At 70.1% G+C, this 12351-nt stretch carries 11 protein-coding genes and 1 pseudogene; 4 read left to right on the forward strand and 8 right to left on the reverse strand.

Annotated features, from left to right (window positions below):
• The 3 genes from VNS22_RS03685 to VNS22_RS03695 form a co-directional block, all read right to left on the reverse strand.
• Positions 1 to 716: ABC transporter permease (locus tag VNS22_RS03685; RefSeq protein WP_325729729.1), on the reverse strand; the 716-nt coding region annotated here is incomplete at its 3' end.
• A 1-nt stretch (position 717) separates the two neighbouring features.
• The gene (locus VNS22_RS03690; protein WP_325729731.1) at positions 718 to 1587 is read right to left on the reverse strand and encodes an ABC transporter permease; all 870 of its coding nucleotides are present in this window, start codon (positions 1585 to 1587) and stop codon (positions 718 to 720) included.
• Positions 1584 to 2621 (reverse strand): extracellular solute-binding protein, encoded by a 1038-nt coding sequence (locus VNS22_RS03695; RefSeq protein ID WP_325729733.1) that lies wholly within the window; start codon positions 2619 to 2621, stop codon positions 1584 to 1586. The genes VNS22_RS03690 and VNS22_RS03695 overlap by 4 nt, the downstream gene beginning before the upstream one ends.
• 104 nt (positions 2622 to 2725) lie before the next feature.
• Here VNS22_RS03695 and VNS22_RS03700 point away from each other — a divergent pair, with 104 nt between their 5' ends.
• Entirely contained in the window at positions 2726 to 4042 is a 1317-nt protein-coding gene (locus VNS22_RS03700; RefSeq protein ID WP_325729735.1) for an aspartate aminotransferase family protein, read from the forward strand.
• 26 nt (positions 4043 to 4068) lie between these two features.
• Here the strand turns inward: VNS22_RS03700 and VNS22_RS03705 are convergent, their stop codons facing one another.
• Positions 4069 to 5139, reverse strand: coding sequence for an ABC transporter ATP-binding protein (locus tag VNS22_RS03705; protein ID WP_325729737.1), 1071 nt, complete (start codon positions 5137 to 5139; stop codon positions 4069 to 4071).
• A gap of 215 nt (positions 5140 to 5354) precedes the next feature.
• On the opposite strand from VNS22_RS03705, the gene VNS22_RS03710 reads away from it, so the two are divergent.
• A complete protein-coding gene (locus VNS22_RS03710) occupies positions 5355 to 6254 on the forward strand; it encodes an NAD(P)-dependent oxidoreductase (protein ID WP_325729739.1) in 900 nt (299 codons plus the stop codon).
• A 112-nt stretch (positions 6255 to 6366) separates the two neighbouring features.
• On the opposite strand, the gene VNS22_RS03715 is transcribed toward VNS22_RS03710, so the two are convergent.
• Positions 6367 to 7656, reverse strand: coding sequence for an ADP-dependent glucokinase/phosphofructokinase (locus VNS22_RS03715; protein ID WP_325729741.1), 1290 nt, complete (start codon positions 7654 to 7656; stop codon positions 6367 to 6369).
• A 168-nt stretch (positions 7657 to 7824) separates the two neighbouring features.
• Between VNS22_RS03715 and VNS22_RS03720 the strand changes: the two genes are divergently transcribed.
• Both VNS22_RS03720 and VNS22_RS03725 read left to right on the forward strand, forming a co-directional pair.
• Positions 7825 to 8643 (forward strand): DeoR/GlpR family DNA-binding transcription regulator, encoded by an 819-nt coding sequence (locus VNS22_RS03720; RefSeq protein WP_325729743.1) that lies wholly within the window; start codon positions 7825 to 7827, stop codon positions 8641 to 8643.
• Between the two features lie 127 nt (positions 8644 to 8770).
• Positions 8771 to 10216 carry a mannose-1-phosphate guanylyltransferase/mannose-6-phosphate isomerase gene (locus VNS22_RS03725; RefSeq protein WP_325729745.1) on the forward strand — a complete coding sequence of 482 codons (1446 nt, stop codon included), beginning with the start codon at positions 8771 to 8773 and terminating at the stop codon, positions 10214 to 10216.
• A 418-nt stretch (positions 10217 to 10634) separates the two neighbouring features.
• On the opposite strand, the gene VNS22_RS03730 is transcribed toward VNS22_RS03725, so the two are convergent.
• The 3 genes and pseudogenes from VNS22_RS03730 to VNS22_RS03740 form a co-directional block, all read right to left on the reverse strand.
• On the reverse strand, positions 10635 to 11150 hold the full coding sequence (locus tag VNS22_RS03730) for an NUDIX hydrolase (protein WP_325729746.1): 516 nt from the start codon (positions 11148 to 11150) through the stop codon (positions 10635 to 10637).
• 4 nt (positions 11151 to 11154) lie between these two features.
• Entirely contained in the window at positions 11155 to 11922 is a 768-nt protein-coding gene (locus VNS22_RS03735) for a cellulose synthase operon protein YhjQ/BcsQ (protein ID WP_325729747.1), read from the reverse strand.
• A pseudogene (locus VNS22_RS03740) lies at positions 11919 to 12351 on the reverse strand (flagellar biosynthesis-like protein (FlhF)); the annotation flags it as partial. The gene VNS22_RS03735 and the pseudogene VNS22_RS03740, both read right to left, overlap by 4 nt.

The raw sequence follows: 12351 nt of genomic DNA on the forward strand, positions 1-12351 counted from the left end.
GCGATCGCGGTGATGGTCGGGTTCACCTGCAGGACCAGCTCGTTGAACATGCGCTTGGGGATGGTCTCGATCCCGCCGGCCAGGAAGATGGTGACCACCACCTCGTCGAAGCTGATCACGAAGGCGAAGATCCAGGCCGCACCGGCGCTGGGGGCGAGGTTGGGCAGGAGGATCCGCCGGAACATGGTGGGCCAGGACGCGCCCAGCGTCAGCGCCACCTGCTCGATCCGCAGGTCGAAGCTGCGGATCGCCACGGCCATCACCAGCACGACATAGGGGATCGCCAGCACGGTGTGGCCGACGATCAGGCCGAACAGGGTGCCCAACAGGCCGAGCTTGGCGAAATAGATGTAGAGGCCGACCGCGGTCACGATCTGCGGGACGATCAGCGGCGCCATCACGTTGCTCTCGACCAGGGCGCGGCCGCGGAAGCTGCCGCGCACCAGGCCATAGGCGGCGATGCTGCCGATCAGGAGGGCCAGCGTGCTCGAGACCAGCGCCACGGCGATCGAATAGCCGGACGCCACCAGCCAGCGCGTGTCGCCGAAGAAGGCCTGGTACCAGCGCAGGGAAAAGCCCGGCGGCGGGAACTCCAGCGAACTGGCGCTGGAGAACGACATCGGCACCACGATCACGATCGGCAGGCACAGGAACAGCAGCACCGTGATGCCGGCGAGCGTCAGGAGCAGGCGGGGCAGGTGGCCGGGCTCGGTCATCTCAGTTCCCCGCCTGGCGGCTGAGGCGGACATAGAGCAGGTGCAGGAGCAGGGTCAGGATCAGGAGGAGGATGGAGATCGCCGAAGCCAGCTCCCAGCGGGGCAGGCGGTTGATCAGCATGTCCAGCATGTTGGCGACCATCGGCACCCGGCCACCGCCCAGGATCGCGGGCGTGACGTAGAAGCCGAGGGTGAGGATGAACACCAGCACCATGCCCGCCGCCAGCGCCGGCACGGTGAGCGGGAAGAAGATCCGGCGGAAGATCGTCCAGCGCGAGGCGCCGAGCGTCTCCGCCGCCTGCAGGATCCGCCCGTCGATCCGGATCATCGCGGCATAGAGCGGCAGCACCAAAAAGGGCAGCAGGAGGTTGGTCGTGCCGATCACCACGCCCAGGTCGTTGTAGAGGAAGGCCACCGGCTCGCTCGCCAGCCCCAGGTCCAGCAGCGCCCGGTTGACCACCCCGTTGTTGCCCAGCACCACGATCCAGGCATAGGAGCGCACCAGGATGCTGACCCAGAACGGCAGCACCACCAGGGTGAGGGCCACCAGCCGCGCCGTTCCGCTCAAGGAGCGCAGCCAGTAGGCCAGCACGTAGCCCAGCACCGCGCAGGAGACCGTTGCGATCGCGGCGATCCGCAGCGTGTTGAGGATCACCTTGATATAGGCGGGGCGAGTGAAGAACTCGACGAAGGGGGCGAACATGCCCTTGGCGCTGGTCAGCGCCCAGCCGAACATCATCAGGACCGGCACGTCGAACGCGACCAGCAGGAACAGGCTGACCGGCAGGGCGAAACCGAGCCCGGTGGCGCCGAGGCGGCCCAGTCGTGCGGGCCGCCTCGGACGAATGAAGGCGGTAGCGGTACTGTTCACAGCGTCAGCTTGAATTCCTGCCAGCGCTGCTCGACCTCGTCGGCATTCTCGAACCACCACTGGCCGTCATTGAACATCTGCACGCTCTTGTTGGCGGTGGTGGTCGGGAACTCCCCGATCCGGTCCTGCGGCAGCAACTGCTCGAGTTCCGTGCTAGGGCCGGTATAGGAGATCACGTCGGCGGCCACCGCCTGGTTCTTCGCGACGCTCATCTCGTGCAGAAGGCCCATCGCCGCCTTTTTCAGCTCGGGGTCCACCCCCTTGGGCACCACGAAATAGGCGAGGTCGAGCAGCCCCTGTTGATAGCTGAACTCGATGCCCGGCGCGCCCGCGACGCGGCCGGACCAGCTCGCCGCATACTGCACCTCCTTGTCCTGGAGCAGCTGCGGCGGCTGGGCACCCGCCTGCCACCAGACCGATACGCTGTCCTTGATGCGCTCCAGCGATTCGAAGGCCTTGTCCAGGTCGATCGGATAGACGTTCTCGATCGACCCGCCGGCAGCCAGTGCCGCCATCGGCAGGATGTAGGAGGGATAGTCCGGCAGGCTGCGCTTGCCGGGCAGCGCCTCGGGATCGAAGAACTCCGCCCAGTCCTTGGGTGCGCGCTGGCCCTCGCCCCAGGCCATCACCGTGGAATAATACTGGTAGCCGAAGCCGTACTCGTGCTTCGCCTCGTCGAAGATCGGGTCGGGGTTCACCACGTCCCAGTCGATCGGCTCGACCAGGTCGAGCGCCACGGCCTGGTAGAGCTCCGGGCTGCCTACCTCGAGCAGGGGAACCGAATTGTCGCCGGACTCGACCAGGGCGCGCAGCTTGCCAAGGCCGCTCGGGCTCTCGCGCAGGACCTTGATGCCGGTCTTCTCGGTGAACGGCGCGATATAGCCCTTCTCGATCGATTCGCCGGACGCACCGCCCGCCTCGATCATCCGGAACTCGCTGACCGCAGCCCGCGACTGGCCGGCGCGCAGCCCCAACGCCGACACGGCGACCAGCCCTACCGAATTTTTGAGCAATTGCCGCTTGGTGAAAATCATTCCGACCTGTCCTTCCCCGCTACTTCGGTTGAGGCTAATGGATGGTTGAACATCATGCCAGCCGCTGTAAATGCCGGCCGGCCCAGGGAGCGAATGAAAACGACATGTCGATCGAGCCCGCCCGCCGCAACGCGACGATCCAGAGCGCACTGGAAGATGCCGAGCGCCGCTATGTCGCGGCGAACCCCAACAGCCGGGCGCGCGTGGAGCGGGCGGAGGCGGTGATGCCGGGCGGCAGCACGCGGACCATCCTGCATTTCTCCCCCTTCCCCCTGACCATCGTCAAAGGCGTCGGAGCCACGCTCCACGACGCCGATGGCCATGTCTATCTCGACTATCTGGGCGAGTACACGGCAGGGTTGTACGGCCACTCCAACCCGGCGATCCTGAATGCGGTGCGGACGGCGCTGGACAGCGGCATCACGCTGGGCGGCCCGAACCTGTACGAGGCCGAGCTCGCGGCGCTGATGTGCCAGCGCTTCCCCTCGCTGGACCTGGTGCGCTTCTGCAATTCCGGCACCGAGGCCAACCTGAACGCGTTCTGCGCCGCCCGCGCGGTCACCGGGCGCAACAAGATCCTCCTGTTCAACGGCGCCTACCATGGCGGCTGCTTCACCTTCGCGAACGGGCCGGGGGCGATGAACGCGCCGTTCGACGTGGTGCTGGCCGACTACAACGACATCGAGGGCACCCGCGCCCTGATCCGCGCCCATGCCGGCGACCTCGCGGCCGTGGCGCTGGAGCCGATGATGGGGGCGGGCGGCGCCATCCCGGCCGAGCCCGAATTCCTGGCCATGCTGCGCGAGGAGACGGAGCGCCACCGCATCGTGCTGGTGTTCGACGAGGTGATGACCTCGCGGCTGGCCCCGGGCGGCCTGCAGGAGGCCACCGGCGTGATCCCGGACATGACCACGTTCGGCAAGTATCTGGGCGGCGGGCTGACCTTCGGTGCCTTCGGCGGAAGGCACTGGATCATGGACCGGTTCGACGCCCGCAAACCGGGCGCACTCGGCCATTCCGGCACCTACAACAACAACGTGCTGACCATGGCCGCCGGCGTGGCAGGCTTGCGGGAAGTCTTCACGCCCGCGGCCGCGATCGCCCTCAGCGAAGCCGGCGACCGGCTGCGCGGGCGGCTCAACACCGTGTTCCGGGAGCGGCGTGTGCCGTTCCAGGTGAAGGGGCTGGGCTCGATCAACTGCGTGCATTTCCACGACCGGCCGATCCGCCGTCCGCAGGACGCGCCGGCGCGGCCCGAGCTGCAGACCCTGTTCCAGCTCGAGATGATCGAGCGCGGCATCTACCTGGCGCGGCGCGGCTTCATCACCCTCTGCCTGCCGCTCACCGAGGCCGACCATGACCGGTTCGTGGCCGCGGTCGAAGATTTCTGCGACGTGCACGGGCCAATCCTCCGCCAGTGAACGCACCGGGCCGGCGGACGGCTGGATCAGTGCACGCCCGGGGCGGGCGGGATGATCCAGCCATCCGTGGGTGCCCAGCCGAGTGCCACCCGCTCGCCCCGGCCAAAGCGCGCCACCCGGTCGGCACTCTGGGCGACGATCCGCTGGCCGCCCGGGCCTTCCAGCACGTAGCGGACCGACTGGCCCAGATAGATCGCGTCCGTGACGGTCGCAGCCAGGCCCGGTCCGCCCGTGGGCTCCAGACGGATCCGCTCGGGCCGGACCAGGAGGTCGAGTTCCGGCGCGCTGCGGTTATCCTGCAGGGCCGGGCAGGGCAGCAGCTGGCCGTCCTCCAGGCGCAGTTGCATCTGTCCACCGTCCTCGACCGGGCGGCCGGTGAAGATGTTGGCCACGCCCAGGAAGTCGGCGACGAACCGGTTGGCGGGATAGAGATAGGCATCGGTCGGGGCCGCCACCTGCTGCACCCGGCCATGGTCCAGCACCATGAGCCGGTCGGACAGAGACAGCGCCTCCTCCTGGTCGTGGGTCACCAGCACGCTGGTCAGGCCCAGCGACTTCTGGAGCTGGCGCAACTCGATCTGCACCTCCTCGCGCAGCTTGCGGTCCAAGGCACCCAGGGGCTCGTCGAGCAGGAGGATCGAGGGGCCGAACACGATCGCCCGGGCCAGGGCAACCCGCTGCTGCTGGCCGCCGGAGAGCTGAGCCGGCCTGCGCTCGGCGAAGCCGCCAAGCCGCACCATCCCCAGCGCCTCGCCGACCCGGCGCTCGATCTCGCTGCGCGACAGGCCGCGGATCGAGAGCGGGAAGGCGACATTGTCGAACACGCTCATGTGCGGGAACAACGCATAGCTCTGGAACACCAGGCCGATATTGCGCCTGGCCGGCGGCACCCTGGTCACTTCCTGCCCCGCCATGCTGATCCGCCCGTCCGACAGCTCGGTGAGCCCGGCGATCAGGGTGAGCAGCGTGGTCTTGCCCGAGCCGCTGGGCCCGAGGATGGTCAGGAACTCGCCGTCCTGGACGTGCAGATCGATGCCGTCCACCACCGTGACCCCGCCATAGCGCTTGGTGACGCCGCGCAGTTCGATGTCGCTCATCTGGGGCTCCTGAGGCTGGACGAGGGGGCCCGGCCTGGTCGCCGGAACTGGTTGGCGGACGGGACCGGACGGTGGATCCAAAGGTCCAGACCGGCTCGGCCACAGGCGAGCGCACGGTTGCCATGGATGGCCTCCGGCGGGTCGTCCCGCTAGCTTGCCGGCGGATGAGAATCACCGCCTGCCTCGTCCGGGCCAGTTTTCCAGGGAGTGACGCGTTGAGCAACGGCAAGCCAAGCATCGGATTCATCGGCCTCGGCCTGATGGGTGCGGCCATGGTCGAGCGGCTGCAGGGCCTGGGCTATCCGATGACCGTGATGGCCAACCGCAGCCGGGCCAATGTGGAGGCCGCGGTGGCGCGCGGTGCCACCGAAGTGGCGACGCCGCGCGAGATCGCGGCCGCCAGCGACATCGTCATGCTGTGCATGGACACCTCCGCCTCGGTGGAAGCCCGGATGTACGGGCCGGACGGGGTGATCGCCGGGGTGCGGCCGGGGGCGCTGGTGATCGACTTCGGCACGTCCTTGCCGGATTCGACCAAGCGGATCGGGCCCCAGGTGGCCGAGCGCGGTGCCACCTACATGGATGCGCCGCTCGGGCGCACGCCCTCGCATGCCAAGGAGGGCAAGCTCAACATCATGGCCGCCGGCGACGAGGCGGCCTACCAGCGGGCCCTGCCCGTGTTCCGCGACCTGGGCGAGAACGTGTTCCATGTCGGGGAACTGGGCGCCGGGCATACGCTCAAGCTGATCAACAATTTCTTCGCCATGACCACGGCCTGCGGGATGGCGGAAGCCTTCGCCATGGCCGACCGGGCGGGCATCGCCCGCGACCGGCTCTACCAGGTGATGTCGGCGGGTCCGCTCCGCTCGGGCATGATGGACTTCGTCGCCGCCAACGCGCTGGAGGGCGATCCCAACAAGCTCGCCTTCTCGATCGCCAACGCGCGCAAGGATGTCGGCTATTACAGCCGGATGGCCGAGGACCTGGGCGTGCCGACCATCATGTCGATCGGTGCCAGGCAGGCGCTAGGGCTGGCGGTGGCCCAGGGCCAGGGCGACCGGCTGGTGCCGGAGATGGTCGACTACCTGGCCGGGCTGTTCGGCGGCAAGCGCTGAGCAGAAGAAAAAGGGAGCGCCTCCGGTCGGAGGCGCTCCAGTTGGGAGGTCGTCCCGCAAGACGACGTCGGGAGAACCGCCCGGGCAGCGCAGCGGTGCCGGGCCGGCCTCGTCACGTCTGGCCGAGCACCAGGAGGGTGCCTGCCAGGAAACTGTCACCGAGCCCGATCGTGGCGGCCGGCCGGCGCAGCCAGGGCGTGGCGCAGGCCGCCAGGTTCCAGCCGCCCAGAATGCCGACCGGCGGGCAGGGGGGTGCCTGGAACACGGCACCCTGTGGCACCTGGTCGGGCACCCGTACCTCGCCGTGCCAAGCCCTGGTCGAAGCCAGAAGCGAGCCTGCCATCAGAGCCTGCAGTTCCGCATGCGGATCGTTCCGGGTCACCGCCAGTGCGTAGGTGTCGTAATGGACCGCGACCCGCTCCACCGCCATGCGCTCCGCCAGCTCCACCGCACGCTCAGGCACCGGACGGTCGTCCGGCAGGAGCGCCTCCAGCTCGGACAGGCTCAGCCCCAGCGAGCTGGCGGGGCCCCGCAGGCCGTCCATGACCTGCCAGGCCATCGCCATGTCGGGAAAGTCGCCGAGCTCCAAATGGATGAGGCGGAGGCCGGCCGCGCGCCAGGCGGCCGCCAGCTCGTTGGTATGAGCCAATGCCGCAGCGAGCTGGTCCGGCGGGACCTCGTTGTAGCCGGACAGGATCGCGGCGCCCGCCTGCCCGGCCAGGCGGCGGCTGTGCCCTTCGAACCAGGGATCGTGCTCCAGCGGGTCGTCGGCGAAGCGGCAGATGATCCGCGACGAGCGCGGCAGAACCCGGCCGCCCACCTCGCTGTCGGCGGCGAACTCGATGATATAGTGGGCGGGCTTGCCAGGGCCTGGCCCGGCCGCCACCGCGGCCACGGGTACGGTCCTATCGGCCAGCGCTACGCCGACCCTTGGATGGAAGCGCTCCAGCTGCCGGGCACTGCGGTCGCCGACCGTCACCAGCGTCGGTGCCCCCAGCGTCGCCAGCACCTGGGCCGCCTGGGCGCCGGTGCCGCCCAGGCCCAGCCGGGTCGGCAGGCTGGCGTCGAGCCAGGCCGGGCCTTCCGGCCAGTCGACATGGATCTCGCCGCCGATCCCGCGCCAAGCCCGTTCCAGCAGCTGGCGCGCCAGCCGGCCGGCAGGGGTCGCCGGGTCGGCCTCCAGCAGCGGCCCGGCCTGCTCCAGGCGGATATAGGCGTCGACGCAGGTGCTGAACCCGCACAGCGTGACGGGGGCACGGGCAGCGAGGCCCGGCAACCGCCGCACGAGCCCGGCATAGGCGCCGTGCCAGTCGACTGGCGCTTCCGGCGCTCTTGGCGCATGCGCTGGCATCGCCACCACATTCATGCGGTCCGGCAGGTCGGGATCTCGAGGTTCCGGCAAGATCCGGCCTCCCGACCGGCGTTCGGCATACGCTCCCTTATGCCACGGCATATTCTTCGGTGCCGGGTCGCCTTGGGCGCAGCTTCATGCAGTTTTATGCTCTTTTCAGCCGGAAGATAACGGTCCGCCAGTGGCGGCGTCAAGCCGGGCCGATTATGGTCCTGGGCCATGAACGACCGCCAAGACGCAGCGGCAGGCGAATCCGACCTCCGCGACACCCTGCCGGCCAAGCGCCGAGCCGAACTCGTTCGCCTGGTACGCGCCCGCGGCCAGGTGACGGTGACCGAGCTTGCCGCCCTGTTCGACATCTCGGTCGACACGGTGCGCCGCGACCTCGACCAGCTGGCCGAGCGCGGCCTGCTCGCCCGCACCCATGGCGGTGCCGTGGCTGCGGGCGACCTCGTCACCCAGGACACGCCGTTCATCGACCGGCTGGCGCGGCAAAAGGGGGCCAAGGCGCGGATCGCGCGGGCGGCGGCGGCGCTGGTCGGCGACGGCGAGACCTTGCTGATCAATGGCGGCTCGACCACGCGGGCGGCGGCTGCCGAGCTCGGCCTGCGCCGCAACCTGACGATCGTCACCAACAACCTGGCCCTGCCGCAGATCGTGCCGCAGGACGCCTGCCGCGACGTCTATGTGATGGGTGGCCACTATCGCCACGAGGCTCAGGTCACGCTGGGCGAGGTGCGGTTCGCGTTCGCCGCCGGCATCAACGTCGACACGGCGCTGATCGGCATTGGCGGGATCAGCGCCGAGCGTGGCCTGTCCACTACCTCGATCGCCGAGGCGGTGATGATCGCGGAGATGATGAAGGTCGCCCGCCGCTCGGTGGTGCTGGTGGATTCCAGCAAGTTCGGCCACGATTCCTTCGCCACGATCGGGCCCCTGGCCCGGATGCACGTCCTGGTCACCGACGAGGCACCCGGGGAAGAGCTGGGAGCAGCGCTCGCCAAGAGCCAGGTGGACGTGGTGGTGGCACCCGGCTGATGTACCGGACGGTGCCGATCCGCCTGGTCCCGTTGGCTAGAAGCGCGCACTGCTGCAAGCTGTCCGTTGACCCGCCACGGCCGGGTCGCTAGCGGCGAACGATTGGCAAGGCGAGACATTGCTGCACATGGTTGATCCGATCGTCGTCCCCGTGGTCCTCGCGGGTGGCTCAGGCACCCGGCTCTGGCCGATCAGCCGGAGTTCCTATCCGAAGCACTTGGTGGAGATCCTGGGCGAGGAATCGCTCTTGCAGGCGACGGTGCGGCGCGGCTTGGCGCTGGCACCGCCCGGGCGGATCCTGACGGTGGGGGCCGCCGCCCAGGCCTTCCTGATCGGCCGTCAGCTGGGGGAACTCGACCCGGCGCTGCGGGCCGGGCTCGTGCTGGAGCCGTCCGGCCGCAACACCGCGGCCGCGATCGCACTGGCGGCCACCCTCGCGGTCGCGCGCGGCCTGGGCGACGCGGTGCTCTGGATCTGCCCGTCCGATCACCTGATGCGCGACGCCGATGCGCTGCTGGAGGCAGTGCGTGCCGGAGCACCCGCCGCGGCCAGGGGCGAGCTGGTGACCTTCGGCATCCACCCGTCCCGTCCGGAGACCGGCTACGGCTATATCCGCCTGGGCGATGCCGATCCCGGCCTGCCGGCGGTGCGCAAGGTCGAGCGCTTCGTCGAGAAGCCGCCGCTGGCCGAGGCGGAGGCGATGCTGGCGACCGGCGGCCATGTCTGGAATTCCGGCATGTTCCTGTTCCGCGCCGACCGCCTGCTGGAGGAACTCGGCCGCTTCGAGCCGGAGCTCCTGGCCGCGGTGCAGCGTGCCTTGTCCGCCGCCGGCCATGCGGCCGACGCTGCGGCCGAGCTGGCGCCGGAGGCAGCCGCCTGGGCCGCCGTGCCGTCCGTCCCGATCGACAAGGCGGTGATGGAGCGTTCCGAGCGGGTGGTGTGCGTACCCTGCGATCCGCAATGGTCCGATGTCGGCTCCTGGCAGGCGATCTGGGAGCTCATGGACCACGACGCCCGGGGCAATGCCACGACCGGTGACGTCCTCCTGGCGGATGCGGACGACAATCTGGTGCGTTCGGAGCGACGCCTCGTGGCGCTGGCCGGTGTACGCGACCTGGTGGTGGTGGAAACCGCCGACGCGGTGCTGGTCGCCGACCGCGCCCACTCCGAGCAGGTGAAGAACCTGGTGACGGCGCTCACCGCCGCCGGACGCCGCGAGGCGGTGGTGCATGCCAGCGAGATCCGGCCGTGGGGACGGCTCACCGCGCTGGCCGAAGGTCCGGGCTTTCGGGTGCGCGAGTTGGTGGTCGATGCCGGTGCCCGGCTGTCCCTGCAGCGCCATCCCGAGCGGGTCGAGCACTGGGTGATCGTGGCCGGCCAGGCCTCGGTCGAGTTGGACGACGACGTGCGCCGCCTGCGCCCGGGTGCGGTGGTCACGGTCCCGGCCGGCGCCGTCCACCGCCTGTCCAACCCGGTGGACATGCCGCTGCGCCTGATCGAGGTGGCGCTCGGCACCGATCTCGATGACACCCGTACCGAGCGGCTGGACCCGCCCGAGACCGGCCACGGCTGACGGCGGGCAGGCATGGCCGGCCGCTGACAGGACCGTGCCGCCCATTCGGGTGCCGGCGGGCGAATTTCCGTGGCGCCATGGTTCCAGGCGGCCACGGCCAATCCGACCATGCATGCTGGCGCTGCCAACGTCACTCGAAGGTTCCGCCGCCCTCGCCCTGGACAGACTGTGCAAAATGCCCGCGCAGGGCGGGGACGATGCCGGACCGGCCTGCTGCTATGAAACCGGCGGCTTTCACGCGCGGCGGGCATCCCGAGACAGGGACGGCCGGCGGCCGTGTCGCCAGCCGCCAGGCGACGATCCGGCCTCACTCGGCAAGATGTACCCGCCCAGCGGGATGCGGAACCGGGCCGCGTCCTCTGCCCGGGCACCTGTCCATGGCAGCGGGACCGCCATCGTCGCCGGCAACGGCGGTCGTTCAGCACCGGCCCGCCTCGTCTCGAGCCGTCGATTCCGGCTCCGCGCAGCCGTCCAGCCAGCGGCGCAGCACCGGATGCAGGCCCGGCTCGGCCCGTAGCTCGGCCGGACAGTGCCATGAAACGGCCACGATCTCGGCGCCATCCGGCCGGAGTGCCGGCTGCTCCAGAAGCTCCGCCTCGAACAGGTGGACCCGCAGCCTGCGCCACTCATGGACCAGCTCCAGCACCGGCAGAGCGCGCAGCCGGTCCGGGGACAGGACCAGGCCGACCTCCTCGGCGAGCTCACGCACCATCCCCGCTTCCGGCTCCTCGCCCGGGTGGAGCCCACCGCCCACCAGGCTCAGGCCCTTGCGGAACGACTGGCGCACCACCAGGACCCGGCCCTGTGCCTTGATCGCCACCGCCACCCCGGTCGCCCTGGGCCGGGTGAGCCACCACCAGGCGCGGGCGAGCGGGAAGCCGGTACGATAGACGAGGCGGCGCAGGAAGTTGGCGAGCGGGCGTGCTTTGGTCATCGGCTCAGGCAGGCGGCTGCTGCGGACCGCCGAGGCTGCTCATGAGCCCCTGCGCCAGCCGGGTGATGTCCTGCGCCGCCCGGCTGTTCGGATGGCGGGTCAGGAGCGGGGTCTGGGCCTTGAGCGCCTCGGCGACGCGAGGGTCGCGATGCACGATGCCGAGCAGGGCCGGCTCGCGCGCCAGGAAGTGGATGCACACCCGCCGCAGCACGCCGTAGGTGGCCCGTCCCTCGGTTTCTGTTTCCGCCATGTTGACGATGATCTGGTGCTCCTGCCGGTCCCGGGCGACCTTGATGAACGCATAGGCATCCGCAAGTGCCGAAGGCTCGTCGGCAGTCACCACCAGGGCCTGGTCGGCCAGGGCCGCCAGACGGCGCACCGACCGCTCCAGCCCGCCGCCCAGATCCAGGATGGTGATATCGAACCGCGCGGCCAGGTCCAGCAGGTCGCAGCCCAGCCGGTCCATGGCCTGGTCCGTCACTTGGCCGACCAGGCCGCTGCCCGACCGGCCGGGCACCACGGTGATCCCGCTGCGGGGGTCCTGGACGAGGGCGTCGGCGAGGCTGGCGCGCCCGGCCAGCACGTTGGCCAGGTCGGTGCGCCGGGCCAGGCCCAGATGGAGGTCGATGCTGGCGGCGGTCAGGTCGGCATCGACCAGCAGCACGGAGCGGCCCGCCTGGGCCAAGGCCTGGGCGATGCCGACCGCCAGGAAGGTCCGGCCGACGCCGCCCTTGGCCGAGCCCAAAGCGAGGATGGGGCTGCGCGCGCTCATCGGCCGTCTCCCAGCTCGGCCTTGCTCATCAGAAGCCTCGCCAGACCGATCGCGGTGAGCGGCTTCAGGCCGCTGCCGATCACCGGCCCGATCCCGGCGGCGACCAGTGCCGGCCCCGCTTCGGCAGCGGCCAGCACGCCGCCCAGCCGGCGCGCATTGTCCAGGCGCGAGATCACCATGCGCCGGCAGCCGATCGCGGCGAAGTTGCCGGCGACGTCCCGGGCCTCGCCGGCCGACAGGCCCGCCGGCAGGACGAGCAGGAGCTCGGCACGCATCGCACCCGAGAGTTCGGCCAGCCGCATCATCTCCTGGGACTGGAACGGGTTCACGCCCTGGCTGTCCACCAGCAGCGGCCCCTCGCCCTCGCCGGTGACGAATGCCCGGGGATCCAGGCCGGAGGGCTGGATCTGCAGAGGACGCAGGAGGTCG

It is taken from the genome of Geminicoccus sp. (assembly GCF_035556675.1).
In the GTDB taxonomy this organism is placed as follows: domain Bacteria; phylum Pseudomonadota; class Alphaproteobacteria; order Geminicoccales; family Geminicoccaceae; genus Geminicoccus.